Source organism: Streptomyces sp. 3N207 (assembly GCF_052246355.1).
In the GTDB taxonomy this organism is placed as follows: domain Bacteria; phylum Actinomycetota; class Actinomycetes; order Streptomycetales; family Streptomycetaceae; genus Streptomyces.
On the sequence record NZ_JBQQBV010000010.1, the window covers coordinates 85,068 to 110,863 of the forward strand.

25 protein-coding genes are annotated in these 25,796 nt (G+C 72.3%); 15 read left to right on the forward strand and 10 right to left on the reverse strand.

Annotated features, from left to right (window positions below; genetic code table 11):
* Positions 1–89 precede the first annotated feature (89 nt).
* Complete coding sequence (locus tag ACTWP9_RS17405) at positions 90–851, reverse strand: metallophosphoesterase family protein (RefSeq protein ID WP_443247086.1); 762 nt, start codon at positions 849–851, stop codon at positions 90–92.
* A 349-nt stretch (positions 852–1,200) separates the two neighbouring features.
* On the opposite strand from ACTWP9_RS17405, the gene ACTWP9_RS17410 reads away from it, so the two are divergent.
* Complete coding sequence (locus ACTWP9_RS17410) at positions 1,201–3,018, forward strand: AMP-dependent synthetase/ligase (RefSeq protein ID WP_443247087.1); 1,818 nt, start codon at positions 1,201–1,203, stop codon at positions 3,016–3,018.
* Here the strand turns inward: ACTWP9_RS17410 and ACTWP9_RS17415 are convergent.
* On the reverse strand, positions 3,006–3,752 hold the full coding sequence (locus ACTWP9_RS17415) for an FMN-dependent NADH-azoreductase (RefSeq protein WP_443247088.1): 747 nt from the start codon (positions 3,750–3,752) through the stop codon (positions 3,006–3,008). The genes ACTWP9_RS17410 and ACTWP9_RS17415 overlap by 13 nt on opposite strands.
* A 78-nt stretch (positions 3,753–3,830) precedes the next feature.
* On the opposite strand from ACTWP9_RS17415, the gene ACTWP9_RS17420 reads away from it, so the two are divergent.
* Entirely contained in the window at positions 3,831–4,757 is a 927-nt protein-coding gene (locus ACTWP9_RS17420; RefSeq protein WP_443247089.1) for a sigma-70 family RNA polymerase sigma factor, read from the forward strand.
* On the opposite strand, the gene ACTWP9_RS17425 is transcribed toward ACTWP9_RS17420, so the two are convergent.
* A complete protein-coding gene (locus ACTWP9_RS17425) occupies positions 4,740–5,882 on the reverse strand; it encodes a glycosyltransferase family 4 protein (RefSeq protein WP_443247250.1) in 1,143 nt (380 codons plus the stop codon). The genes ACTWP9_RS17420 and ACTWP9_RS17425 overlap by 18 nt on opposite strands.
* Before the next feature lie 118 nt (positions 5,883–6,000).
* Between ACTWP9_RS17425 and ACTWP9_RS17430 the strand changes: the two genes are divergently transcribed.
* Positions 6,001–7,299 (forward strand): glycosyltransferase 87 family protein, encoded by a 1,299-nt coding sequence (locus tag ACTWP9_RS17430; protein ID WP_443247090.1) that lies wholly within the window; start codon positions 6,001–6,003, stop codon positions 7,297–7,299.
* On the opposite strand, the gene ACTWP9_RS17435 is transcribed toward ACTWP9_RS17430, so the two are convergent.
* The 5 genes from ACTWP9_RS17435 to ACTWP9_RS17455 all read right to left on the reverse strand — a co-directional run bounded on the left by ACTWP9_RS17435 (position 7,253) and on the right by ACTWP9_RS17455 (position 12,914).
* The gene (locus tag ACTWP9_RS17435) at positions 7,253–8,455 is read right to left on the reverse strand and encodes a hypothetical protein (protein WP_443247091.1); all 1,203 of its coding nucleotides are present in this window, start codon (positions 8,453–8,455) and stop codon (positions 7,253–7,255) included. The genes ACTWP9_RS17430 and ACTWP9_RS17435 overlap by 47 nt on opposite strands.
* Positions 8,456–8,489: 34 nt before the next feature.
* Positions 8,490–9,530: an NlpC/P60 family protein gene (locus ACTWP9_RS17440; protein ID WP_443247092.1), complete on the reverse strand. Its 1,041-nt coding sequence runs from the start codon at positions 9,528–9,530 to the stop codon at positions 8,490–8,492.
* Between the two features lie 242 nt (positions 9,531–9,772).
* Entirely contained in the window at positions 9,773–10,801 is a 1,029-nt protein-coding gene (locus ACTWP9_RS17445; protein WP_443247093.1) for a C40 family peptidase, read from the reverse strand.
* Positions 10,802–11,127: 326 nt separating this feature from the next.
* Positions 11,128–12,429: an NYN domain-containing protein gene (locus ACTWP9_RS17450; RefSeq protein WP_443247251.1), complete on the reverse strand. Its 1,302-nt coding sequence runs from the start codon at positions 12,427–12,429 to the stop codon at positions 11,128–11,130.
* A gap of 245 nt (positions 12,430–12,674) precedes the next feature.
* Positions 12,675–12,914 carry a hypothetical protein gene (locus tag ACTWP9_RS17455; RefSeq protein WP_443247094.1) on the reverse strand — a complete coding sequence of 80 codons (240 nt, stop codon included), beginning with the start codon at positions 12,912–12,914 and terminating at the stop codon, positions 12,675–12,677.
* A gap of 335 nt (positions 12,915–13,249) precedes the next feature.
* Between ACTWP9_RS17455 and ACTWP9_RS17460 the strand changes: the two genes are divergently transcribed.
* From ACTWP9_RS17460 to ACTWP9_RS17505, 10 genes are all read left to right on the forward strand, one after another.
* Complete coding sequence (locus ACTWP9_RS17460; protein WP_443247252.1) at positions 13,250–13,921, forward strand: rhomboid family intramembrane serine protease; 672 nt, start codon at positions 13,250–13,252, stop codon at positions 13,919–13,921.
* Positions 13,918–14,199 (forward strand): Lrp/AsnC family transcriptional regulator, encoded by a 282-nt coding sequence (locus ACTWP9_RS17465; protein ID WP_443247095.1) that lies wholly within the window; start codon positions 13,918–13,920, stop codon positions 14,197–14,199. The genes ACTWP9_RS17460 and ACTWP9_RS17465 overlap by 4 nt, the downstream gene beginning before the upstream one ends.
* A 73-nt stretch (positions 14,200–14,272) precedes the next feature.
* Complete coding sequence (locus ACTWP9_RS17470; RefSeq protein ID WP_443247096.1) at positions 14,273–14,614, forward strand: hypothetical protein; 342 nt, start codon at positions 14,273–14,275, stop codon at positions 14,612–14,614.
* A complete protein-coding gene (locus ACTWP9_RS17475; RefSeq protein ID WP_443247097.1) occupies positions 14,532–16,076 on the forward strand; it encodes a sensor histidine kinase in 1,545 nt (514 codons plus the stop codon). The genes ACTWP9_RS17470 and ACTWP9_RS17475 overlap by 83 nt, the downstream gene beginning before the upstream one ends.
* Positions 16,073–16,732: a response regulator transcription factor gene (locus ACTWP9_RS17480; protein ID WP_443247098.1), complete on the forward strand. Its 660-nt coding sequence runs from the start codon at positions 16,073–16,075 to the stop codon at positions 16,730–16,732. The genes ACTWP9_RS17475 and ACTWP9_RS17480 overlap by 4 nt, the downstream gene beginning before the upstream one ends.
* A gap of 81 nt (positions 16,733–16,813) precedes the next feature.
* Positions 16,814–18,265 (forward strand): SLC13 family permease, encoded by a 1,452-nt coding sequence (locus ACTWP9_RS17485; RefSeq protein ID WP_443247099.1) that lies wholly within the window; start codon positions 16,814–16,816, stop codon positions 18,263–18,265.
* A 52-nt stretch (positions 18,266–18,317) separates the two neighbouring features.
* The gene (locus ACTWP9_RS17490; RefSeq protein ID WP_443247100.1) at positions 18,318–19,535 is read left to right on the forward strand and encodes a glycerate kinase family protein; all 1,218 of its coding nucleotides are present in this window, start codon (positions 18,318–18,320) and stop codon (positions 19,533–19,535) included.
* A complete protein-coding gene (locus ACTWP9_RS17495) occupies positions 19,532–19,888 on the forward strand; it encodes a hypothetical protein (RefSeq protein WP_443247101.1) in 357 nt (118 codons plus the stop codon). The genes ACTWP9_RS17490 and ACTWP9_RS17495 overlap by 4 nt, the downstream gene beginning before the upstream one ends.
* Before the next feature lie 56 nt (positions 19,889–19,944).
* Positions 19,945–20,772 carry a MerR family transcriptional regulator gene (locus ACTWP9_RS17500; RefSeq protein ID WP_443247102.1) on the forward strand — a complete coding sequence of 276 codons (828 nt, stop codon included), beginning with the start codon at positions 19,945–19,947 and terminating at the stop codon, positions 20,770–20,772.
* Complete coding sequence (locus ACTWP9_RS17505; RefSeq protein WP_443247103.1) at positions 20,769–21,329, forward strand: GyrI-like domain-containing protein; 561 nt, start codon at positions 20,769–20,771, stop codon at positions 21,327–21,329. Before ACTWP9_RS17500 ends, ACTWP9_RS17505 begins: the two co-directional genes overlap by 4 nt.
* A 90-nt stretch (positions 21,330–21,419) precedes the next feature.
* Here the strand turns inward: ACTWP9_RS17505 and ACTWP9_RS17510 are convergent, their stop codons facing one another.
* Positions 21,420–22,331, reverse strand: coding sequence for a LysR family transcriptional regulator (locus tag ACTWP9_RS17510; protein WP_443247104.1), 912 nt, complete (start codon positions 22,329–22,331; stop codon positions 21,420–21,422).
* Between the two features lie 95 nt (positions 22,332–22,426).
* Here ACTWP9_RS17510 and ACTWP9_RS17515 point away from each other — a divergent pair, with 95 nt between their 5' ends.
* Both ACTWP9_RS17515 and ACTWP9_RS17520 read left to right on the forward strand, forming a co-directional pair.
* A complete protein-coding gene (locus ACTWP9_RS17515) occupies positions 22,427–23,668 on the forward strand; it encodes an MFS transporter (protein WP_443247105.1) in 1,242 nt (413 codons plus the stop codon).
* Between the two features lie 57 nt (positions 23,669–23,725).
* Positions 23,726–24,376, forward strand: coding sequence for an NAD(P)-dependent oxidoreductase (locus ACTWP9_RS17520; RefSeq protein ID WP_443247106.1), 651 nt, complete (start codon positions 23,726–23,728; stop codon positions 24,374–24,376).
* A 2-nt stretch (positions 24,377–24,378) separates the two neighbouring features.
* On the opposite strand, the gene ACTWP9_RS17525 is transcribed toward ACTWP9_RS17520, so the two are convergent.
* Positions 24,379–25,779, reverse strand: a complete 1,401-nt coding sequence (locus ACTWP9_RS17525; RefSeq protein WP_443247107.1) for an aminotransferase class V-fold PLP-dependent enzyme — start codon at positions 25,777–25,779, stop codon at positions 24,379–24,381.
* Positions 25,780–25,796: the final 17 nt, after the last annotated feature.

Sequence of the window (25,796 nt, forward strand, 5' to 3'; positions counted from 1 at the left end):
CGGGGAAGCGTCTGCGGTGGAAGGCTACCGCGCGGTTGTCCGGCCCGGCGCCGCGCGGGTCACCTCCGGCCCCGAACGCCCCGGCACCGTCACCACTCCAGCACCCAGGGCGTCCCGGTCGCGTTGAAGTGGCCGACATTGACGCACTCGGTGGCGCCGATCCGCATGCGCTGGGCCAGCGGCTGGTGGACGTGACCGAAAAGGTGGTACCGCGGGCGCAGCGTGTGCAGGGCCTCCAACAGCTGCGGGCTGCCCCGCTCGAAGCGGCGCGCGACGGTGTCGTAGCACAACTCGGGTACTTCGGGCGGAATATGGGTGCACAACACGTCGATCTCGCCCAGCGCGGCGACCTTCGCCGCATAGGTCTCGTCGTCGATCTCGTACGGGGTGCGCATCGGCGTGTGCAGTCCGCCGCCGACGAAGCCGAAGCGCCATCCACCGATCACCACCGTCTCGCCGTCGAGCACGTTCACGCCTGGACGCGCGTATTCGGGCCACAGCGGCGGCATGTCGACGTTGCCGTACGTGGCGTACGTGGGCGTGGGAAAGGCAGCGAACAGTTCGGCGTACTGCTTGCGCACCGCCGTCTCCATCGCGGCGTCGCGGTCGAGGCCCGCCCACAGTTCCCGGGAGAAGGCGCGGGCCTCGGTGAAGCGGCGGGCGGTACGCAGGGCGACGATGCGGTCCGCGTTCTCGACGCCGAACAGATCGGGGAAGATACCGCGCGAGTGATCGGCGTAGTCGAGGAAGAGGATGAGGTCTCCCAGACAGACCAGCGCGTCAGCGTCCTCGCCCGCCTTCGCGAGGTCCGCACTGTTGCCGTGTACGTCGCTGACCACGTGGACTCGCATGCGCCCACCCTAGATTGCCGCGCAGGTCACGGGGAGGGGGAGCAGGCGCCGATGAGGGGCGCCGCAGCACGGCACACTCGGGGCGCCGGCCGAAAAGTGCCGTACGCCCGCTCTTTCCGCTCTCTCCCCTCGCGGCTTCCGTGTCCCCGAACGCCTCGACTAGGCTGCTATCCGCCCATCTCCACCTGTGACGCACAAGACATCTCCGCGTCACCCTCTACCCCCGCCCCCATACCGATGGGTAACGTCCGGGCCGTCATTCTTCCGGGATCGCTCGCCGACCCTGGACCGAGCCAATGGAGGCCGATCCCCGCGGCCCCCCTTGGCGCGCCGACGAGGAGCAGCAGTCTTGCGCGAGTACAGCCTTCCGGCACTCTACGAAGTCCCCGCAGAGGGCAACCTGACGGACCTCATCCGCCGGAACGCAGCTCGGCACCCCGATCTTCCCGTCATGGGGCGCAAGCGCGACGGCCGGTGGGAGGACGTGACCTCCACCGCGTTCCTCGCCGAGGTGCAGCAGGCCGCCAAGGGTCTGATCGCGGCAGGCGTGGAGCCCGGCGACCGGGTGGGCCTGATGTCCCGCACCCGTTACGAGTGGACGCTGCTGGACTTCGCGATCTGGAGTGCGGGCGGCGTCACCGTACCCGTCTACGAGACCAGCTCCCCCGAGCAGATCTCCTGGATCCTCGGCGACTCGGGCGCCGTCGCCTGCCTGGTGGAGACCGACACCCACGCGGCGGCCGTGGACTCCGTCCGCGACCGGCTGCCCGAGCTGCGCGACGTATGGCGGATCGAACCCGCGCCGGGGACCGACGAGAGCGAGACCGCCCTTGCGCAACTGGCCGCGCTCGGCGCCGGGATCAGCGATGAGAAGGTGGAGGAGCGCAGCTCCGTCGCCGACGCCGACTCGCCCGCCACCATCGTCTACACCTCGGGCACCACAGGGCGCCCCAAGGGCTGTGTGCTCACCCATCGCAGCTTCTTCGCGGAGTGCGGGAACGTGGTCGAGCGGCTGAGCCCGATGTTCCAGCCCGGCGAGGGGTCGGTGCTGCTGTTCCTGCCGGTCGCCCACGTCTTCGGGCGGCTGGTGCAGGTGGCGGCCGTGATGGCGCCGATCAAGCTGGGGCACGTCTCGGACATCAAGACCCTCACCGAGGACCTCGGCTCCTTCCGGCCGACGATGGTGCTGGGCGTCCCCCGCGTCTTCGAGAAGGTCTTCAACTCAGCGCGGGCACAGGCCGTCGCGGACGGCAAGGGGAAGATCTTCGACAAGGCGGCCCGGGTGGCCGGCGCCTACAGCAGCGCCCTGGACTATCCGGCGGGCCCCTCGCTCAAGCTGCGGCTCCAGCACAAGGTCTTCGACAAGCTGGTGTTCAGCAAGCTGCGTGCCGTCCTCGGCGGCCGGGCCACCCACGCCATCTCCGGCGGCGCACCGCTGGGAGAGCGGCTGGGCCACTTCTTCCGCGGCGTCGGCTTCACCGTGCTGGAGGGGTACGGGCTCACCGAGTCGTGCGCCGCGACCGCCTTCAACCCGTACGACCGGCCCAAGATCGGCACCGTGGGGCAGCCGCTGCCCGGCTCCGTCATCCGGATCGCCGACGACGGCGAGATCCTGCTGCACGGCGAGCACCTGTTCACCGGCTACTGGAACAACCAGCAGGCCAGCGACGAGGCGCTGGCCGACGGCTGGTTCCACACCGGCGACCTGGGAACGCTGGATGTGGACGGCTATCTGACCATCACCGGGCGGAAGAAGGAGATCCTGGTGACCGCGGGCGGCAAGAACGTCGCCCCCGCCGTCATCGAGGACCGCATCCGCGGTCACGCGCTGGTCGCCGAGTGCATGGTCGTCGGCGACGGCCGGCCCTTCGTCGGCGCGCTGCTGACCGTGGACGAGGAGTTCCTGCCGCGCTGGGCCGCCGAGCACGGCAAGCAGGACCTCAGCCACGACCAGCTGCTGGCCGACGCCGAGCTGCTCGCCGAGCTCCAGACCGCCGTGGACGAGGGCAACGAGGCCGTCTCCAAGGCCGAGTCGGTGCGTAAGTTCCGGGTCCTGCAGGAGCAGTTCACCGAGGACTCCGGCCACGTCACCCCCTCCCTGAAACTGAAACGGGGCGTGGTCGCCAAGGACTTCGCCAACGAGATCGAGGCCCTCTACACGGCGTAACGCGCCGCTTCCTCCCGCTCCCCGGCCGCCAGCCGGTCCGCCAGCTCGGTGACCGCCTGCCGGGCCGCGGCCTCCGAGTCGGCGGCGAGCGACCGGAGCGGCGCCATCGTCGGCACGTCCCAGGCGCGGGTCAGCTCGGCCGTCACGAAGTGCAGCTGTTCCTCCGGCACTCCGCGGTCGGTGAAGTACCCCCGCAGATACGGCACCTGGAAGTCGAGGCCCTCGCGCGGGGCACCCGGCCCGTAGCCGCCGCCGCGCGCGCTGACGACCACCACCTGCTTGTCCCGCAGCCGGCCGGCGCCGGTCTCCGGATCGAGGAGCGCGCCCGGAAAACTGATGCGGTCGATCCACGCCAGCAGCGCGGCGGGCACTGTCAGGTTGTACATCGGCACTCCCAACAGCAGTATGTCCGCCGCCAGCACCTCTTCGACCAGCGGCAGCGTCACCCGCCACACGCCCGCGTCCGCGGCGTCCCCGACCAGCCCGGCCACCTGGTCCACCGGTACGGTGCCGTGCCGCTCCACCCGGTACCCGAACCGGGCGTAGTCAGCGGTCACGTAAGGGACGGGCTCAGCCGCCAGATCCCGGTAGCGGTAACGGTGCCCGGCAGCGCCCCGGGACCGGCGCCAACAGTCGGCGAACAGCGCGGTGAGCCGCCTGCTGACGGACTCGCCGGGCGGGCTCACGCTGGTGTCGATATGCAGCAGACACGGCGTCGTCGCCTCGTGGTTCATAGCAGGCTCTCCCCTGTCACTTCTGTCGCGTCGGATACGTCGATGAAGGTGACGGAACACGCGAGGGAAAGGTGACCGATGGACGAGCTGACCGGGCTGGCCGAGCGCTTCGAGGAGAGCCGCGGCCCGCTGCTGGCGGTCTCCTGCCGGATGCTGGGCTCGCTCAGCGAGGCGGAGGACGCCGTGCAGGAGGCGTGGCTGAGGCTGAGCCGGTCCGACGCGGAGGGCATCGACAACCTGGCCGCCTGGCTGCGTACCGTCGTCTCGCGTATCTGCCTGGACATGCTGCGCGCCCGCGCCGCCCGCCCCGAGGAGCCGGTGGGACAGCAACTGCCCGACCCCCTCCCGCTGGAGGACGGCGCCGGTCCGGAGGACGAGGTGCTGCTGGCCGACTCGGTGGGCAGGGCGCTGCTCGTCGTGCTGGACACGCTGGGGCCCGCCGAGCGGGTCGCATTCGTGCTGCACGACATGTTCGCCGTCCCGTTCGAGCAGATCGCGCCGCTGGTGGAGCGCTCACCCGTCGCCACGAAGAAGCTCGCCAGCCGTGCCCGGCAGCGCGTACGCGGCACACCCGCCGTGCCCGCAGCGGAACTGGCAGAGCAGCGGGCAGCGGTCGAGGCGTTCCTGTCCGCCGCGCGCGGCGGTGACCTGGCGGGGCTGCTGGAGGTGCTCGCTCCCGACGTGGTGCGCTCCGCCGACCCCGCGGCGCTGCCCGCCGGCGTCCCGGCCCGGCTGCGCGGCGCGGACGCCGTGGCGCGGGGCACGGTGCTGCTGGCTCAGCGCTCGCGGTATGCGCAGACCGCGCTGGTGAACGGCGCTGTGGGGGCCGTTCTCGCACCGGATGGCAGGCTGCGGGCAGCGCTCACCTTCACGGTCGAGGGCGGCCGGATCGCGGCGTACAAGGTGATCGCGGACCCGGCCCGGCTGGCCGGGCTGGAGCTGGCGCTGCTCGGTCCGGTGCCGCCCGCGGCTGCCCCGGGGCCCGGCTCACAACAGCTCGCGTAGCCGTTCGGCGAGGAGGTCCCAGCGCCATCGCTCCTCGACCCACTCGCGGCCCCTGGTGCCCATCCGGGTCCGCAGTTCGGGGTCGCGGAGGAGTTCGGTCAACCGGTCGGCGGTCTCCGCCGGGTTGCCGCCGGGGACGACCCAGCCGGTCTCGCCGTTCAGTACGGCGTCCGGCGCCCCGCCGGAGTCACCGGCGACGACGGGCAGTCCGGTCGCGGACGCCTCCAGATAGACGATGCCGAGTCCTTCCACGTCCAGCCCGCCGCGCCGGGTGCGGCACGGCATGGCGAAGACATCGCCCGCGCCGAAGTGCGCGGGCAGCTCCTCCCAGCTGACGGGACCGGTGAAGCGCACGGCGTCGGTGAGTCCCCGGGAGGCGGCCAGCTTCTCCAGATCCGCGCGGTAGGGGCCGCCGCCGACGATCAGCAGCACCGCGTCGGGCACGGCCTCCAGCACCCGGGGCATGGCCTCGATGAGGGTGTCCTGGCCCTTGCGGCGGACGAGACGCGAGACACACACGACCACGGGCCGCTCGGTCAGTCCCAGCCGGGCGCGGACCTTGTCGCCGCCCGATCCGGGGTTGAAGGTCTTCTCGTCCACGCCGGGCGGCAGCTGCACCATTCGCGCGGCGGCTTCAGGTGTGAGCGCGGCGGCGATCCGGCGGCGTGTGTAGTCGCCGAGGTAGGTGAGGGTGTCGGTCTCCTCGCCGATCCGCCGCAGCAGGCTGCGGGCCCCGGGGAGCTGCGCCCAGCCCGCCTCGTGGCCGTGCGTGGTCGCCACGATCCGCTCGGCCCCGGCCCTGCGCAGCGCGGGCGCCATCAGCCCCAGCGGCGCGGCGGCGCCGAACCACACCGCGCGGCAGCCGTGCTCCCGCAGCAGCGAGACGGCACGCTTGGTCACCCGCGGAGTGGGCAGCAGCATCGTCGTACGGTCACGGACGACCGTGAAGGGCTGCTCGGCGTCGAACGCCGCGGTGGCTTCCGCACCCTCCCGGCCCCGCTTCCAGGTCGAGGCGTAGACGACGACCTGGGACGGGTCCAGGCGCAGCGCCATGCTGTGCAGGAACGCCTGGATGCCGCCGGGACGGGGCGGGAAGTCGTTGGTGACGATCAGGGTTTTGGGCATCGTCTTGCGCATCGCCGCCGACAGTACCGCGTGCCGGTACGGGGCGGAGCGGCCGGCCGATCGGCACAGACGAGGAAGGACAGATGTGCGGGGCGAGGCGAGGAGAGCCCGCGGTGCGGTGGCTCTCGTGCTGGTGTGGACGGTCACCCGGGCGGTGCTGCTGCTCTACGTCTTCAAGGTCTTCACGGTCCCCGGGGGCATGGACATCACCACCGACGTCTCGGTGATCTACCACGGCTGGTACGAACAGCTGAGCAGCGGAACGTTTCCGTCCGACGATGTGACCTGGCAGTATCCGCCCGCCGCAGCGCTGGTGATCTTTTCTCCCGGGCTGCTCACCGGGCTTGGCCTGCTCAGCTACGCCTCCGCCTTCTTCGTGCTCGCCTGCGCCGCCGACGCGGTGGTGCTCGGGCTGCTGCTGTACGCGGCGCGACGGCGCGGACCGCGCGATCCGGGGGCCGGATCCCGCAGCCGGGCCGGGGTGTGGGCGTGGGTGGCCGGGGTGCCGCTGCTGGGGCCGACGGCGTATGCGCGCTACGACCTGATGGTGACCGTGCTGGCCGTCGCCGCGCTGCTGGCAGCCGCACGGCATCCCCGTGCGGCGGGGCTGCTGGCCGGGCTGGGCGCGCTGGTGAAGGTGTGGCCTGTGCTGCTGCTGCTCGGCACCCCGCGCGGCCGGGCGACGCGGGTGATCTGGCTGAGCGCGCTGGTGACCGTGCTGGTGGTGACGGCAGGCTTCGCCGCCACCATGCCGGGTGCGATGAACTTCCTGTCGGCACAGGGCGGCCGGGGCACGGAGGTGGAGTCGGTCGGCTCGCTGGCGCTGCACGCCGCGCGGCAGTTCGGCTGGGAGGGGCAGGTGCTGCTGCGGTACGGCTCCATGGAGTTCGTGGGGCCGGGGGTACGGGCCGTGAGCAATGTGGCCGTGGTGCTGACCGGGGTGGCGTTCGGATGGCTGCTGTTGTGGCGGCTGCGGGCGCGGGTGTGGACCTCGGCGACCTTGGCGGATGCCGCACTCGCCGCTGTGCTGGTCTTCGTCGTCACGAGCCGGGTGCTGAGTCCGCAGTATCTGGTGTGGCTGGTGGGGCTGGCCGCGGTCTGTCTGACCCTGCGGGCCAGTTGCCAGCGGGTGCCTGCCTGGTCGGTGCTCGGGGCGGCCGGGCTGACTCAGCTGGAGTTTCCGGCCTGGTTCGCTGATGTGGTGGCCAGCGAAGGAGCGGGCACGGCGGTACTGGCCGTGCGAAACGTGGTGTTGGTTGTGGCTGCTGTTGTCGCTTGTGTTCGGTTGTGGCGGTCGGCGGTCGCGGACGAGCCTGCGGTGCCCCGGCCCCGCGAAGGCGGCGGGGTCTCCGTTTCGGCGAGCCCCCGGCTCAAGGGTGGAGTTGCCGCAGCACGTAAGTCCGCCAGCGGCCGGTGAACTCCCTCTCGCTCACGCCCAGGACGGAGCGCAGGGCCGCGTCGGCGTTCTCGCGGCCCGCCCGGTCGTAGAAGGCGATCAGTTTGTCGGGACCCCACTGTTCGGCGATCATCCGGCAGGCCAGCCAGCCGCCTTCGTAGGCGCGGGCGAGTTCGGTGGGGTCGTTGCCGAAGTGGAAGTCGTCGTCGGAGGGCAGGGTGCGCGGCGCGGAGGCCGCGCGGGCCAGCTCGGGGGCCGCCTCGCGGGGGGACAGGTGCGAGTGGCGGTAGCCCGCCCAGTCGGCGATGCCCTCGGAGAGCCACAAGGGGGTGGCGGAGGTGGTCTGCCGGCGGGTGGCGACATGGGTGGTCTCGTGGGTCAGTACGACCCGTCGGCCTTCTGCGCTGAGCAGCCCGTACGCCTTCGGGTTGACGACGATACGGTCGCCGGGCCCGGCGCCGGCGCCCGCTTCGCCGGTGGTGACGGCGGCTATACCCGCGTACGTAGGGGAGTTCGCGGCGGGAGAGCCCAGCAGGCGGGCCAGCTGCTTCGTCGAGGCGGGCGCCTCCAGCACCGTCCTGCGGGTCCATCCGGACGGCCAGGTCTTGGCGACGCCGGGTACGGCATGGTCGGCGGCGGTGGCGAGCGCGCGGAGCTCGGAGCGGTCCCGGCCCACGCCCAGCACCAGGCTGTGCCGGCCGCGGACGACCGTCATGGTGCCCTGCTCCCACAGCTGGGTGTCGCTGCCCGACGCTTCGGAGGCGATACGCCAGGCGCCGTCGCGCCGTACGAAGCGCAGCCGTTCGGTGGCGGTGGTGGAGGCCCGGTCGTAGCCCGCGAGGCGGTAGCGGAGAGCGGCCTCGACGGTCGCGGCGCGGTCGCTCTTGGCTGTGACCTTCCGCACGTCGTACGACCAGGCGGAGAGCGGCAGACGGCACAGATTGCGGAAGACCTGGCGCTGTTCGCCGCGGTGGCCCGCGTCGACGGCGGTGAGGTAACCGGACTCGTCGCCGCTGCGCAGTGCCGCAGCCTGCTGGTCGAGGGTCCGCTGGAACGGGACGTGGTCCGGGTCGTGCCCGGCCGTGCGGGCCGAGGCGCCGAGCGCACACAGCAGAGCGAGCGCTGCCGTACCGCTCAGCGCTCGCCCGTACCGCGTCGGTTGCCGCTTCTCGCCCACCCCACCGAGGGTACGGGCGCAAGAGCGGGGCCGATCAGGGTCTGGTGACCGAGGAGACCGGCATCATGCCGACCGGGTCGTAGCGCACCGGCGCACCGGGATGCGGCGCGTGCACCACCTGGCCACCGCCCACATACATGCCCACATGGCTGGCGTCGTCGCGGTAGATCACCAGATCGCCGGGGCGGGCCTGGCTGAGCGGGACCTGCTGTCCTGCCGAGCGCTGGGCCTGCGACGTACGCGGGATCGAGGTGCCCGCCTGCTTGTACGCCCACTGTGTGAGACCGGAGCAGTCGAAGGCGCCCGGCCCGGCCGCACCCCATGCGTACGGGCGTCCGACGGCGGACTTGACGGCGGCGACGGCCGCTGCGGCGCGCTGGGAGGACGGCTTGGAGCCGCCGACGTCGACGCCGTGCGCCTTTCCGCTCCGGTGGCCGTCCCGGGCGGCGCGCTGCTGGGGCGAGAGCTGGTGGAGCAACCGCCGGGCGGCGGCGAGCTTCTTCTGGACGTCCTTCTTCTGACGCTTGAGACTCTTCTGGAGTCCGTCGAGCTGTTCCAGCTTGCCGGCCGCCTCGCTGCGCTGCTGCTTGAGGTGGCGCTGGGCCGACTGGAGTTGGCGCAGCTTGGTCAGCTGACGGCTGCCGATGCGGTCGAGGGTGGCGGCCTTGTCGAGATAGCTGTCGGGGTCCTCGGTGAGCATCAGTGCCAAGGCCGGGTCGATGCCCCCGGAGCGGTACTGCGCGCCCGCGAGGGAGCCGAGGGAGTCGCGCAGCCGGTTCACCTTGGCCTGGCCACGGGCCACACCGTCCTGCGCGTTGGCCACCTGCTCGCGCAGCTTGCCGGTGCGCTCGGCCACCCCGTTGTACTTCTCCGTCGCGACTTCCGCCTGCTCGTAGAGCCGGTCGATACGGGAGTTGAGGCGGGCCGTCGGCTTGTCGTCGGGCTTGGCGCCCGCCGGTGCCGCGGGGACGAGCGCGGCTGCCGCGCCCGCAGCGGCGGCGGACAGCACGGTGACCCGTGCTGTCCAGCCCTGCCCGGGCTGCGGGGTGCGTCGAGGGGACCGGTGCGATGCCACTGGAGGAGGCGTTCCTTCCGCTAGGCGACTTGCGCCCGCAGAATCTAGCCGCGCCCATACAGGGGGCAAAGGACCGTCCGCCGTCGTCGAATCCCGCACCACGCCGTGGCGTTCGCCGATCACGCAGGTCACCGGCCGGGTTCCGGGGTCACCAGGACCCTGGGGGTTTCACCCGGAGGAAGGACGTTTAGCGGTCATCACACTGGCTGGTGATCAGCTGGGAGTGGGACCGCCGCCGGACGTCACACCCGGACGCCGAACTTGAAGGGCATATTGCCCATCGCCTCGAAGCGCACGTTGGCACCGGGCTTGGGAGCGTGCAGCACCTGGCCGTTCCCGGCATAGAGGCCGATGTGGTGCAGGTCGTCGTAGAACAGCACCAGGTCGCCCGGCTTGAGCTGGCTCTGGCTGGGGATCCGGGTTCCGGCGTTGGCCTGCGCCTGGGAGGTGCGCGGCAGCGAGGCGCCTGCCTGCTTGTACGCCCACGAGGTCAGCCCGGAGCAGTCGAAGGAGCTGGGGCCGGTGGCGCCCCACACGTACGGACTGCCTATCTTGCTCTTGGCGGCGGACAGCGCGGCGGCGGCGCGGCCCGAGCCCGCCGGGACGTCGCCCAGGTCGGCCCGGTCGCTGGAAGCGCGGTCCGCGCGCTCCTGCTTCTCGGCGAGCTTCGCCTTCTCCTTGGCGGTCAGCGTGTTGAGCAGCCGCTGGGCCTCGGAGAGCTTGCCCTGGATCTCCTTCTTCTTCTTGCCGAGCTCCTTGCGGGTGCTGCTGAGGTCCTTCAGCTTCCCGGAGGCTTCCTTGCGCTGCTGCGCGAGGCTGCGCTGCTTGGCCTGGATCTTCTTGAGCGCGCTGGCCTGCTTGGTGCTCAACTGGTCCATGGCCGAAGCCTTGTCCAGGTAGTTGTCCGGGTCGGACGAGAGGAAGAGCTGCACCGAGGGGTCGATACCGCCGGAGCGGTACTGCGCCGTGGCCATCGAACCGAGCTTGTCGCGCATGCCGTTGAGCTCGCCCTGGCCGCGGGCGACGCTGCCTTGGAGGTTCTCGACCTCCTTGGAGAGCTTGGACTGCTTCTCCTTGGCGCCGTTGTACTTCTCGGTGGCGGCCTCGGCGTCCGCGTAGAGCTTGTCGACCTTCTCCTTGACGTCCTTCTTGGAGGACTGCGGGTCGGCGTGGGCCGCCTGGGAGGTGAGAGCGACTGCCGCGGCAGCGGTCATGGTGAAGACACTGACACGTGCGCGACTCGGCTGCTTGGGACGACGGTGGGACGCCACTGGGGCGAGCTCCTTCTTCCTCAGCCGCCTGCCGGTCGGTCATCTCCGGCTCCGCTGCACGGGACTGGGCGATCCCGGTCGTACGGAACGAGGCGGTCCTCCGCTGTCACCCCGGATAGGCGATCAACCAAGCGAAGGTTCGGGCCTGAGAGTAGCCACGGGTAGTGATCCGATCAAATCCCTCAGGGAAAAAGACGTCCCACAGCCGCATTCTTTACCCGATGTACACGTTGGGCGAGCACAGTCTCACCCAGCGCTTACCGCGCCGCCGGCACGGCAAGCTTGATGTCCTTTATGTGCCGAGTAGTTGGGACCGTACCGCTTTCTCAGCTGCGGGCCAGCCGCTTGAGGAGGAGCGCCGAGGCCACCGGCCTGGCCCCGGCCGCCGCGCAGCCGTCGGCGACCTCGCGGTCGCTGGAGACCACCACCACGGCGCGGCCCGGCGGTTCGGCGCGCACCAGCCGGCGGATCAACTCGTCCGCGGTCTGGCCCGGTTTGGAGAACAGCACCCGCACCCCGCGCGGCGGCGCCAGCAGCACGGGAGCCGCCAGTTCGGCACCGTCGAACACGCAGGTGACCTCGGCGCCCGACTGGGCCGCCAGCACCGCGAGTCCGCCCAGCAGCCGCAGCCGCTGCTTCTCCAGCGGCAGCGTGGGATAGCCGGTCTTGGTGACGTTGTAGCCGTCCACCACCAGATGGGACTGCGGCAGCGCCAGCAGCTGGTCCAGCAGCGCCGGATCGGTCTCCGAAAGCGCCCTGGCCGCCACGTCCTTGGGCGACATCCGGCCCGGCTCCACGGCGTCGACCGTATCGGCCGGGCGGGTGTCGGACGGCGGGAGCGCCAGTTCGCGGCGTAGCCCCTGGGCCGCGTCGAGCACGGTGTCGAGCAACAGGCGCACCCGCATGTCCTCCACGCTGCGGCCCTCGCGCGCCGCACGCCGCCCGGCCTCCAGCGCGGACTCGGTCTCGGCGAGGCGGGACTTGAGCCGGCGCACCTCGCTGTCCAGCGCCGTCTTCTCCGTACCGGCGGCGGAACGTACCGCGTCCAGCTCCTCCTGGAGCTTGCGCAGCGACGCCTCGCGGCGGCGCACATCGGCCTGCGCACTGCGCAGCTTGCGCTGGGTGCCGTCCAGCTCCTTGCGCAGCGCCTCCAGCTCGCGGCGGCGCTGCTCGGCCTCGTCCCGGGCCGCGTCCTTGGCATGGGCCAGCTCTTCGCGCAGCCGGGCCAGCTCACGCTGGGCCTCCTCGCCCGCACGTTCGGCCTGGGCCCGCTGGGCCTCCTCGCCCGCCGCCGCGACCAGTTTGGCCCAGCCGGGCGGGCGCAGGATGTACGCCGCCGCCGCCACGTCCACCGGGTCGGCGGCCGGGGGCGGAGTGCCCTCGTCGAGGGCGCCCGCCAGCTCGGGGAGCTGTTCGCGCACCCGGGAGGCGATGCGCTGCCGGAAGGCGGCGTCGCTCTCCAGCGCCGCCGCCATGGCGTTCCCGCCGAACTTGGCGCGGCGCTGCGGGGTGAAGCGGGCGTACTGCCGCAGCGGGGGCGGGAGTTCGGCGACGGTCAGCCCGCCCAGCGCTTCACCGGTGAAGGCGACCACCCGCCGCCGTACCTTCTCCGGCAACGGCCGCTCCAGGCTCTCGCCCGCGCCGTCGGGCTCCTCCGCGCCGGGGTCCGGGGCCTGCTGCGTCTCCGGGCGCCGCTCCTCCGCGCCGCCGGGGCGCTCCTCGGTGTGGTCCGGGTCCGTCCGGGCCGCCGGGTCCTCGGCCGCCGCGCGGGCAGCGGGCCCGGTCTCCTTCCCGGCAGCCGGTTCCGGCTGCCGAGGGTCGCCGCCCGTCCGTTCCACCACCGGTCACACCTGCCGTCTCTGAGCCCTGAGCCCTATACCTGAGCGCTGGGCCGGTCCACCAGTTCGACCTGGTCCACGGCGTTGCACCATCTGCAGCGCACCGACTCGATGCTCTCACTGAGCACGTCCCGCTCCTCGACCTTCGGCGCCCCGGCCAGGTCCAGATGGACGTACTCGACCACCTTGCTGGAACGCGTCACATCGAACCGGGTGAGATTGCCGCACAGGGTGCAGCGCCAGCGGGTCTCGGCCGTCGGCGTGGGGACCGCCATCGTCTCGTCCTCATCTCTTCGAAATCTCTTCGAAAGTCCCAGCCCCGAAGTTCCCGGTCCCGGAAGTCCCGGTCCCGAGGGTCTCGGTGCTGTCGGTTCCGCGGAACACATCACGGACATGCGGCGCGGGGTCACGTCCCGTAAACCCTACGGCCTGGGACCCTCCGCGTGCCTCCACGTGTGTCGAGGAGCATGCCCGGCCACCGAGCGGTCATGATCCGCTCATGGACGGCACCGACCGCGCCGACGCCCCGCCCCCGGACCGCGGCGAGGGGCCGCAGCCCACTACGCGCCTCCGGCTGCTGACCCTGCCGCGGCTGCTGACGCGCCCCCTGATGACGTATGCCCTGATCGGCTGCTGCTGCCTGATCTTCCTGATCGGACCGGCCTCCGGCTTCCTGCCCTCGCACGGTACGGGGCAGGTGCTGGAGCAGGCCCGGTCGGCCTACTTCGACCGGTGGGGCGTGGTGCCCCGCGCGCTGCTCAGCGGTGCCGCACGTCCGCTGCTGACGCCGCTGACCGCGCTGTTTCTGCACGGTAACTGGCTGCATCTGCTCGGTAACCTGATCTTCCTCCATGTCTTCGGGGGGCTGGTCGAGCAGCGCATGGGCCCGGTGCGCTTCGCCCTCTTCTATCTGAGCGCCGGCTATGTGGCCATGTTCTGCTACGCGGTGGCCCACCCGGCGTCCGGCGAGACGCTGGTCGGCGCCTCCGGAGCGATCTCCGCGGTGCTGGGCGCCTTCCTCCGTCTGCACCCGCACACCCGGGTGACCAGTGTCTTCCCCTTCCTCTTCTTCCTGCCGCTGCGCTTTCCCGCCTGGGTGGTACTCCTCTTCTGGCTGACCGTGCAGTGGCTGGCCGCCCGGCAGGCAGCCGACGGACCCGGCGTGGCCTATCTGGCCCATGTGGTGGGTTTCACGCTGGGCTTCCTGTATGCCTGGCTCCACTACCGCCGGGCTAGAGTGACCGGGCCAACCCCGGCGTCAGAGGGAGAGACCGAACCGTGATCACTTCCATCGTCCTCATCCGGACGAGCACCGAACGCATCCCTGAGATCGCCGAGCAGATCGCCGCCATCGAGGGCGTCAGCGAGGTCTACTCCGTCACCGGTGCGCACGATCTGATCGCCATGGTCCGCGTCGCCCAGCACGACGACCTCGCCGACATCATTCCGGGCCGGATCAGCAAGGTGCCGGGCGTCCAGTCCACCGAGACCCATATCGCCTTCCGTACCTACTCCCAGCACGACCTGGAAACCGCCTTCGCCATCGGGCTGGACTCCTGACGGCCTCGTTGATGAACGCTTCTTCATCCACGCTTCATCGGAGGTAACCGGCAGGCACGGCAGCGTGGCCCGTATGGCCTTCTCACACCGCATCGCGACGCTCACGGCAGTCGTAGCGATCCCGCTGGGCATCGCCGCCACCAGTTACGCGCTGACCGACAGCCCGGACCCGCCCAGGCCGCCCGCGAAGGTCGAGCTGGACAGCGAGAGCCCGTCCGCCGAGCGCCCGTCCGGCAAGAAGCCGGAGCCGTCGTCCGGTCCCTCCAAGGGGTCCTCCCGGCCGTCCGGGGACGAGACGGTGCGACCGCCCGCCACCGACGACACGAGCGACGATGACCGCAGCGAAGAACCGGACGACCGGAACGACGACGGCGGCCGGGACGACCAGGACGACGGACCGGGCGACGACGGCTGAGACCGGCTCAGGGCCCGCACGGCGGCCGCGGATCTCGGCCCGGGTCCGCATCCTGCTGTGGCTGCTGGCGGTGATGGCAGTGGCGCTCGGCACCGTCGCCACCACCACCCGGTCGATCCTCGCGCGCGACGTGGAACACCGGATGACGCGGCTGCTGGAGCAGGAGACGGGCGAGTTCGCCAACTTCGTTGAGCATGGCCGGGACCCGGAGACCGGACGCCCGTTCACCGAGGCCAGACGGCTGCTGAAGGTCTTCCTGGAGAGGCAGTACTCCGACCCGGACGAAGAACTGCTGGGTGTGGTGCGGGGCAAGGTGATCCGGCAGAGTCGCGACATCCCCTCCGCGCTGCCGCTCCACCGGGACAAGTCGGCGCTGCGCCGGATCACCTCGGGCGAGCGGCGCAGCGGCGTCCTGCACCGGCCCCAGGGCGAGGTGCGCTGGGCGCGCGTCCCGATCGAGCCGGGCGGCGGTTCACCGTCGGGCACCTTCATCGTCGCCATCCACGCCGACCGCGAACAGGCCGGACCGCAGACGGTGTTCCGCATCCTGCTGGCCATATCCGGCGTCGCACTGCTGCTGACCTGCGGCATAGGCTGGGCCGTCGCGGGCCGCATCCTGGCTCCCGTACGGCTGGTACGGACGACTGCCGCGCAGTTGACCGAACAGGATCTGACCCGGCGCATCCCGGTACGCGGCCGGGACGACATCTCGGCGCTCGCCGAGACCTTCAACGCCATGCTGGACCGGCTGGAGCGCGCCTTCGCGGCGCAGCGGCAGTTCGTGGACGACGCCGGGCACGAGTTGCGCACCCCGATCACCATCGTGCGGGGCCACCTGGAGCTGATGGGGGACGGGCCCCAGGAGCGCGAGGAGACCGTCCGGGTCGTGACGGACGAGCTGGACCGGATGAGCCGCATCGTGGAGGACCTGCTGCTCCTCGCGAAAGCCGAGCGGCCGGACTTCGTCACCCCCGAACCCGTGGAGCTCGCCGAGCTGACGGCCGATGTCTTCGTCAAGGCACGCGCTTTGGGCGAGCGCGCGTGGCAGCTCGCCGAGGTGGCCGAGGGCACGGTACGGCTCGACCCGCAACGCGTCACCCAGGCGATGGTGCAGCTTGCGCAGAACGCCGTCCAGCACACGGCACGGGGCACGGCCGTCCACATCGGCTCCCGGCGCTCCGTCACCCGGCGGGCGGTGGAGCTGTACGTCGCCGACGGCGGACCCGGCGTCAGCGGGACGGACGCCGAGCTGATCTTCGAACGCTTCCGCAGGGGCACGGCCCGGCGCGGCGCGCGCGGCAGCGGCGCCGGGCTCGGGCTCGCGATCGTGAAGGCCATAGCGGAGGGGCATCCCGATGGCCGGGTGGAGCTGCGGTCCACGGCAGGCGGCGGGGCCACTTTCGTGCTCGTCCTGCCCGAGTCGGGGGCTGCCCAGGCGGAGCAGGAGGAGGAAGACGGATGACGCGGGTGCTGATCGTGGAGGACGAGGAGCGGATCGCCGCTTTCGTGGAGAAGGGGCTGCGCGCCAGCGGCTTCACCACGACGGTCGCCGCCGACGGGGACACCGCGTACGACTACGCCCACACCGGCGGTTTCGACCTGATCATCCTCGACATCGGGCTGCCGGGCCGGGACGGTTTCACGGTGCTGCGGCAGCTGCGCGAGGCCCGGATGACGGTGCCGGTGATCGTGCTGACCGCGCGGGACTCGGTACGTGACACGGTCGCGGGGCTGGAGGGCGGCGCCGACGACTGGATGACCAAGCCGTTCCGGTTCGAGGAGCTGCTGGCCCGCGTACGGCTGCGGCTGCGCACGGCGGCACGCGAACCGGAGACCACGGTGCTGCGCAGCGGCGAGCTGTCGCTGGACCTGCGCACCCGGCGGGCCCGTGCGGGCAGCAGGACGGTGGACCTGACGGCGCGGGAGTTCGTCCTGCTGGAGCTGTTCCTGCGGCACCCGGGACAGGTGCTCTCCCGGGAGCAGATCCTCTCGCACGTGTGGGGCTACGACTTCGACCCCGGCTCCAACATCGTGGATGTGTATGTGCGGGCTCTCCGCAAGAAGCTGGGCGCCGAGCGGGTGGAGACGGTGCGGGGGATGGGGTATCGGCTGCCCTGAGCCTTGAGCGGCAGGGCCGGATGAAATCCCCTTCATCACGCGCTCATCGAGGGCTCACCGCCGGCCCGGAAGCTCGTCCGCATGACACCGTCCGTCAGCACACCGCCCGCCCGGAAGGCCCTCTCTCCCGCCTCCCTCTGCCTCCTCTGCCTCGCGTTGAGCGTGTGCGCGCTGCTCGCCGTGCCCGGGAACTTCCCCGGGCTGAGCGGGGACGCGCGGGTGACGCTGGCCGTCTTCGCCCTGACGACGTGCGCGTGGATCGGTACCCCGATCGACGACACCTACGTCGCGCTCGGCGGCGGGCTGGCACTGGCCGTGACCGGGGTGATCAGCTCCGACACGCTGTTCGGCACCCTCGGCGACGCGACCGTCTGGCTGCTCATCTGCGCGTTCGTCCTCGCGGCAGCGGTCGCGCGTACGGGCCTGGCGGCCCGGGCAGCCGCCTTCCTGGTCAGCGGCGCGCGGTCGGTGCGGCAGCTCGTTCATCTGACGACGGCTGCACTGGTGGTGAGCGCGTTCGCGATACCCGCCACCTCGGGCCGGGCCGCGCTGGCGCTGCCCGTCTTCCTCGCGCTCGCCGCCGTGCTGCGGGAGCGCACGCGGCTGGTGGTGATGCTCGCGCTGCTCTTCCCCACCGTCATCCTGCTGTCCGCCGTGGCGACACTGATCGGCGCGGGCGCACATCTGATCACCGTGAGCGTGCTGTGGGAGTCGACGGGCCGGCACATCGGCTTCACCCAGTGGCTGCTGCTGGGCCTGCCACTGGCCGTCGCCTCCTCGCATCTGGCGGCCGAGGTGGTGCTGCTGACCACCACGCGGCGGGCCGACCGGCGGGACGGTGTCCGCGTCACCGTCGAGGACATCCAGCAGCACTCCGCGACCCAGGTCACAGGGCCGCTGTCGCCGCCGGAGGCCCGGTCGGCGCTGCTGCTCGTCACGGTCGTCGTCCTGTGGTGTGCGGAGCCGCTGCACGGGGTGTCGCCCGCGCTGGTCGCGCTGATCGGCGCCGTCGTCGCCGCCTCGCCCGCGCTGGGCACGGTCGGGCTGAAGGACGCGCTGAAGACGGTGCCGTGGTCGCTGCTGCTGTTCATGGCGGCGACGATGGCGATGGGCGTCGCGTTGTCGGCCTCGGGCGCCGCCGCGTGGCTGGTCGGCGGGCTGCCCGGGGGTAACGCGATACCGCCGTGGGTGTTCCTCGCGGCTGTCGTGATGGTGAGTACGGGAGCACATCTGCTGCTCCAGTCACGGTCGGCCCGCTCCAGTGTGCTGGTGCCGCTCGTGGTCGCCGCTGCGGCAAGCGCGGACGTCAACCCGGTGTCGGCCGCGCTCGCCTCCACCGCGGCGGCCGGCTTCTGCCACACGCTCCCCGCCTCGGCGAAGCCCGTGGCCCTCTTCGCCGACGTACCGAACACCCCCACCTACACGCCGAGCGACCTGCTGCGGCTGTCCGCCGTACTCGCGCCGCTGACAGCGCTGCTCGTCCTGCTGTTCGCGCTGGCGGTCTGGCCACTGCTCGGCGTTCCCGTGCGCTGAGCCGTACCGCGCCCTGCTTTCCCCTCGCTGTTCTCTCACTCTGGAGATCCGGATGCCGTTCCACTTCGTTCTCGCACCCAGCGGATTCAAGGAGTCCCTCTCCGCGCGGCAGGCCGCCGAGGCCATGGCCGAGGGCGTCCGGAGGGTCGCCCCGCGGGCCGCACTCGACCTGATACCGCTGGTGGACGGCGGCGAGGGCACGGCCGAGGCGCTGGCCCTGGCGACCGGTGGCCGGCTGGTGCACCGTACGGCGACCGGCCCTGTGGGCGAGCCGGTGCGGACCCACTTCGCGCTTCTGGGCCGGACCGGCACGTTCCGCGTACGTCCCACCGCTGTGGTGGAGATGGCGGCGGTCGCGGGTCTCTCCCTGGTTCCGGCAGACCGCCGCGATCCGGGGTCGACGACCACGTACGGCGTCGGGGAGCTGATCCGTGCGGCGCTGGACGCGGGGGTCCGCCAGGTGCTCGTGGGGTGCGGCGATTCGGGCACCTCGGACGGTGGCGCCGGAGCGCTCCAGGCCCTCGGCGCGCGGCTGCTGGACGCGGACGGCGTGGAGCTGCCGCGCGGCGGAGAAGCGCTGGCGTTGCTGGACCGGATCGACCCGTCGGGCCTCGACCCGCGGCTGGCGGAGACCGAACTGGTGGCCGCCTGCAACCCGTTCAACCTCCTTTGCGGGCCGTCGGGTGTCGCCCGGGTCTTCGGCCCGCAGAAGGGCGCGACGCCTGCCCAGGTCCGGTCGCTGGCGGCGGCGCTGGAGCGGTGGGCGGCGGTGCTGCGGCGGGACATGAGCCGGAGCACCGCGGCAGCCGATCTGCGCACGGGTCCCGGAACCGGCGCCTCCGGCGGCCTCGGCGCCGGTCTGGCCGCGCTGGGCACCCGGCTGCTGCCCCGCTTCGAGGTGCTGCTCGGCCATCTCGACCTGGACGCCCGGCTCTCCCGCGCCGATCTCGTACTGACCGCCGAAGGCTCCCTGGACCGGCAGACCGCTCGCGGCAAGGTGCCCGCCGAAGTGGCCCGCCGCGCCAAGGAGTTCGGCAAGCCGGTACTGGCCCTGGCCGGCACCCTCGGCGAGGGTGCCGACGAGACCCGCGCCACCGGCATCGACGCCTACCGCTCCATCCTCCCCTCCCCGCTCACCCTCTCCGACGCCCTCACACTGGCCCCCCTCCACCTGGCCGACGCCACCGAACACGCCGTCCGCATGGTGCTGCTGGGCACCCGGCTCCCCGCGCAGCGGCAGCCCAGCGGGGCCGATAGCGTGGGGGCATGAGCACGGGGCAGGTTGCGACGACCACACTGTGGCGGCCCACCGGGCCGAAGGAGCTGGAGCTGGTACGGGAGCTGGAGTGGCGGGCCTGGCCGCCGCGGCTGCCGGAGCAGCCGATCTTCTATCCGGTCCTGAACGAGGACTACGCCATCCGGATCGCCCGCGACTGGAACGTCAAGCACGACGGTGCGGGGTACGTCACGCGCTTCGAGGTGGACGCGGAATTCCTCCGCCGGTATCCGGTGCAGCAGGCCGGCGGGGAGACCATCCTCGAACTGTGGGTCCCGGCCGAGGAGCTGGCGGAGTTCAACGCGCACATCGTCGGGCAGATCGAGGTCGTGCACGAGTTCCGTTGAGATGGCGGCACCGCCGGAGTGGACTCTCCCTCCCTGGGAGAGTCCATCGTTGTCCCGTGAACGACGACCACCTGCTGTCCATCGGACAGTTCGCCCGCCTGGCCCGGCTCAGCGTCAAACAGCTGCGGCACTACGCCGACCTCGGCCTGCTGCCGCCCGCCCGGGTGGACCCCGCCACCGGATACCGCTACTACCGCGCCGGGCAGGCCCGCGACGCGCTGACCGTCGGACTGCTGCGCTCCCTCGATGTGCCGCTGCCCGTCGTGGCGGAGGTGCTGCGCGGGAAGCCCGAGGCCACCGGTGCGCTGGCCGATGTCCGCGACCGGCTCGACGAGGAGCTGGCCCGGCGGCAGCACAGCCTCGCCGCACTGGAGCGGATCCTCGAGCGGGGACTGCCCAGCGCGGAGGCCGCCCACGTCGCGCTCCGCGAGGAGAGCCCGCAGCGCGTCGCCCTGGTACGGGACCTCGCCACGTCGCCGTACGACATCGGCCGGGCCACCTCCCTCTGCGTGGCCCGGCTGCTACCGCTGCTCGACACCGCTCGCCCTCCCCGGCTCACCGGGCTCTTCCCCCTCGACATGGGCGAGCAGGTTCCGGTCGCGGTCGCCGCCACGCTGGACGACGGGGCCCGCGCACCGGAGTCCACGACCGTCGATCTGCTGCCCGGCGGGGTGTTCGCCTGCGCCACGCATCTCGGCCCGTACGCGCAGGTCTCGCTGACCGCGCACGCCCTGCTGGCCTGGTGCGCCGAGCGCGGGCACGACCTCGCCGGGCCGCTGCGGGAGGTCTATGTCAACGACCCCGCCACCACCCCGCCCGACCAGCTCGTCACCCGGCTGATGGTCCCCGTACGGGAGACGAACGAGATGCAGGAGACACCGTGAAGACCGATACCGCTTCCTGGTACACCGCCACCGACGAGCCCGAGCCGGCCGAGTACGGGCCCGTGCGCGGCCTGGGCGTCACCGGGCAGGGCGAGCCCGGCGGGGAGGAGTACGGAATCTGCGTACGCGCCCTGTGCACCGTCGCCGGTGCGCTGCCGAACGCCGAACCGGTGCCGCTGGAGGGCCGGTGGTGGGTCGAGGACCCGCGTCCGCCGCTGGAGGTCGAACGGGCGCTGTGGCGGTGGCACCTCTTCCTGCGGCTGCCGGACGAGCTGGACCCCGCGCTCGTCGATCAGGCCCGAGAGGCGGCACGCCCCTCCGCAGCGGCCGTCGACCGGGTCCAGCTGGTGACGTTCACCGAGGGACGCTGCGTACAGCTGGTCCACCACGGGCCCTACGCCGACGAACCGGCCTCCCTCGCCCGCATGGACCGGTATATGCGGGAGCACGGCCTGGTGCCGAACGGACTGCACCACGAGATCTATCTGTCGGACGTGTCGGAGACCGACCCCGCCAAGATGCGGACGCTGCTGCGCCACCCGTGCCGCCCCGCGTGAGGCGGGCCTACGTCAGTTGGGCCGGCCCAGCGGGCGGACGACGACGGTGTTGACGTCGACGCCGGCCGGCCGAGGGCCCGCCCGTCGGCCTCAGCCCTCCGCGTCCTCCGCGTCCTCCGCTCCCTCCCCCACCCCCAGCTCCCGCAGAAACGCAGCCCCCGCGGGGGTGAGGCGGGTGGCGCTCCAGACCAGGCGCTCCTCGCGTTGCGGGCCTTCGTGTACGGGGAGGACACGCAGGCCGGAGAGCTGGGAGACGAAGGCGGAGGGGAGGAGGGCGATGCCCATGCCGTTGCGGACGAGGCCCGCGAGGAACTCCCAGTGGGAGACCTCGAAGGCCACGTCGCGGTGCAGTCCGGCCGCGGCGAAGATCTCCTCCGTCTGGGCCCGGGCGTGGCTGCCCGCGGCGAAGTCGACGAAGGTCTCCTCGGCCAGCCGCGCCAGCTCCAGCGGCCCGTCGGCGCCCTCGTCGGCGAGGGGGTGGTCGGGGGCGACCATGACGACATGGCGGTCCCGCACCAGGGTGCGGGACCGGACGCCCTTCGCGCGGAAGGCCGGGGTGACGCCGAGGAACGCCAGGTCGAGGGTGCCGCGGCGGACTTCCTCGACCAGCAGCTCGCTGCGGCCGGCGGTCATGCTGATGCGCACCTGCGGGTAGCGGGTGTGGAAGTCGCGGAGCAGCCGCGGCAGGTCGACGGAGGCAATGGTGCTGATCGCGCCGAGGGCGAGGGTGCCGCGGATCTCGCCGGTGGCCGCCGCGACCTCGGCGGCGGCACGGTCGGCGGCCTCCAGGGACTGCCGGGCAGCGGGAAGGAATGCCTCACCGGCGGGGGTGAGCGCCACCCGGCGGCTCGTACGGTCGAACAGCCGGGCGCCCAGCTCCTTCTCCAGCTTGGCGATCTGGTGGCTGAGCGCGGACTGGACGACATGGCAGCGCTCGGCGGCACGGGTGAAGCCGCCGGTCTCGGCGACGGCGACGACGTAGCGCAGCTGCTGGAGTTCCATGCTGCTCAGCGTATGCCCATCGATCGCGATCTGCGATTGCTCGCATGACAAGGATGCGTTGGACTCATCGAACTCTCCGGCCGCAGCCTGATCGCATGACCGAAACCGCTGCCGACGCCCGGCCCACGAGGCCCGCCGAGGCCGACCCCGCAGCCGGAGCCGCCGCGCCCAGCCGCAGGCTGCTGCTCCTGATGGCCGTCGCCACCGGCCTCTCCTGCGCGGGCAACTACTTCGCCCAGCCCCTCCTCGACCTCATCACCCGCGATCTGCACATCGGCACCACCCTCGCGGGCCTGCTGGTGACCGCCTCGCAGGCCGGATACGCGCTCGGCCTGCTGCTGATCGTCCCGCTCGGGGACGTGCTCGACCGGCGCCGCCTCGCGGTGGGACTGCTGGCGGCGACCGCGCTGTTCCTCGCGCTGACGGCCGCAGCGCCCAACGGCCCGCTGCTGCTGGCGGGCACCGTGGCCGTGGCGCTGACGGCGGTCGGCGCGCAGGTCGTCGTCGGCTACGCGGCGGCCCTCGCCCCGGACGAGGCGCGCGGGCGGGCCGTGGCCACCGTGATGTCCGGGGTGCTGCTGGGCGGGCTGCTCGCCCGTACCGTCTCCGGCGCGCTGGCCGGGCTCGGCGGATGGCGCACCGTGTACTGGGCCGGCGCGATACCCGTCGCCGTGATGGCCGTGGCGCTGCACCGCTGTCTGCCGCGCGTACGGTCCACGGCCCAGCTGTCCTACCCCGCGCTGCTGCGCTCCTCCCTGGCCCTGCTGCGCGAAGAACCCCTGCTGCGCCACCGCTCGGTGCTCGGCGGCCTCTCCCTCGCCTCGTACAGCGTGCAGCTCACCGCGCTCACCTTCCTGCTGGCCCGGCCGCCCTTCAACTGGTCGGAGGGAGCGATCGGCCTCTTCGGACTGCTCGGGGCCGTGGGAGTGCTGGCGATGACTTTCGCCGGGAGGCTGAACGACCGCGGATTCGTGCAGTACGTGACCGGATCCGGCATCGTCCTGCTCGGCGGCGGCTGGCTGCTGCTCCTGGCAGGTGAACGCTCCCTGCTGTGGCTGTCGTTGGGCATCGTCGTGCTGAACGTCGGCCAGCAAGCCGTGCTCAACAGCAGCCAGACGGTGCTGTACGCGCTGCGCCCCGAGGCCCGTAACCGCCTCAACTCCGTCTTCATGACCAGCTTCTTCATCGGCGGCGCCACCGGCTCCGCGCTGACCGCCGTGGTGTGGACGCACGCGGGCTGGAGCGGGGTGTGCCTGCTGGGGGCAGGGCTGGCTGCGGGCGCCCTCGCGGTGTGGGCGCTGGAGCGGCTCGGCACCGCTCGGCGCACCGCCCAGTGACCACATATAGCCCTGAACACTTGTCGACAAGTAGTTCTCACCGAGGAGTTGAGCACCATGCGCATAACCGTCTTCGGCGCGGCGGGCAACGTCGGCAGCCGACTGGTCACCGAGGCCCTCTCCCGCGGCCATGAGGTCACAGCGGTCGTCCGCGACCCCGCCCGCTTCACCGCGCTGCACCCCGGGGCCACTCACCGGGTGGGCGACGCGGCCGACGCCGGTGACGTGGCGGCCCTCAGCGACGGCCAGGACCTGGTCGTCAGCGCCACCCGCCCCGCGCCCGGCAACGAGGAAGGGCTGCTGCTGGCAGCACGCGGCCTGCTGGCCGGGCTCGGTACCACCGGCGTACGACTGCTGCTCGTCGGCGGCGCGGGCAGCCTCACGGTGCCGGGCACCGAGGGCCGCGTCCGGGTCAGCGACGACCCGCGCTACGTCCCCGAGGAATGGCGCCCCATCGCCGAGGCGTGCAACGAGCAGTACGCGGTGGTCCTGCGGCACGCCCCGGCCCACCTGGACTGGGCGTACGTCAGCCCGCCCGCGCTGCTGGAGCCGGGACGGCGCACCGGCCGCTACCGGCTCGGCGCCGACGAACTGCTGCTGGACGACGCGGGCCGCTCCGCCCTCTCCATGGAGGACTTCGCCGTGGCCCTGCTCGACGAAGCGGAGCGGCCCAAGCACCACCGGGTGCGGTTCACGGTGGCCTACTGAGCTCAGCTCCCGGCGTGCCCGGGTGTCTCCGGGACGCAGCGGCCGTCCTCCGTACGGTAGGTCCAGCGCGCGCCGTCCCGCACCAACTCCCGTACGGCGGCGACGAACCGGTCCACGTGCTCGTCCGGCGTCCCGGCGCCGAAGCTGACGCGGATCGCGTTCAGCGACCGTTCCCCGGGCGCCGCCTCGGGCGCTCCGCACTCGCCGGGGGTGTCGCCCTCCTGCCCGAGGAGGGTACGCAGCAGCGGGTGGGCGCAGAAGAGGCCGTCGCGGACGCCGATCCCGTACTCGGCGGAGAGCGCCGCCGCGAAGTGCGAGCTGTTCCAGCCGTCGACGACGAAGGAGGCCACGCCGACCCGGTCGGCGTCCTCCCCGAAGAGGGAGAGCACCTTCACCTCGGGGACGTCGGCCAGGCCGGTACGGAGCCGGCCCAGCAGCTCCTCCTCGCGGGCGACGAGGCGGTCGAACCCGGCCTCGGTCAGCGCCCGGCAGGCGGACGCGACGGCGTACGCGCCGATCACGTTGGGCGAGCCCGCCTCGTGCCGGGCCTCGTTGTGCTGCCACTCCACCTCTACGGTGCCGTCCGCGCTGCGGGTCACGCGGCGGCTCGCGCCGCCACCCGCCAGATACGGCTCCGCAGCGCGCAGCCAGTCGGCGCGGCCGGCCAGGACGCCCGCGCCGAAGGGCGCGTACAGCTTGTGCCCGGAGAACGCCACCCAGTCCGCCTCCAGTTCCGTCAGGCTGACGGGGCGGTGCGGGGCGAGCTGCGCCGCGTCCAGTACCAGCCGCGCGCCGTGCCGGTGCGCCGCGCGGGCCAGCTCGCGCACCGGCCACACCTCGCCGGTGACGTTCGAGGCACCCGTCACGCAGACCAGCTTCGGCCCGGCGGGCGCCGCGTGCAGCGCCGACTCCAGTGTGGCGACGGCCTGTTCGGGCGAGCGGGGCGCGTCCAGATACGTCACGTCGTGCGCCCGCCACGGGAGGAGGGAGGCGTGGTGCTCGGTCTCGAACACGAACACCCTGGTGCCGTTGGGAAGTGCCGCCGCAAGGAGGTTGAGGGAGTCGGTTGTCGCCCGGGTGAAGACGACCTGGTCGCCCTCGCGGCAGCCGAGGAACTCGGCGACGGTCTGCCTGCTCTGCTCGAACAGTTCCGTCGACAACTGGGAGAGATAGCCGGCGCCGCGGTGCACGCTGCCGTAGTACGGCGCGTACGCCGCCACGTCGTCCCATACACGCTGTAGCGCGGGGGCGCTCGCCGCGTAGTCCAGCGCCGCGTACGGCGTTTCGCCGCCGGTGACGAGCGGCACCTGGACGTCGCGGCCCAACACGGGGAGGGGCTCGCCGCTGCGAGAGGGGGTGCCGGCGGGGGTACAAGAGGGGGCAAAGGTGGTGGCGGAAGACATGGCAGTACTCCGGGCAA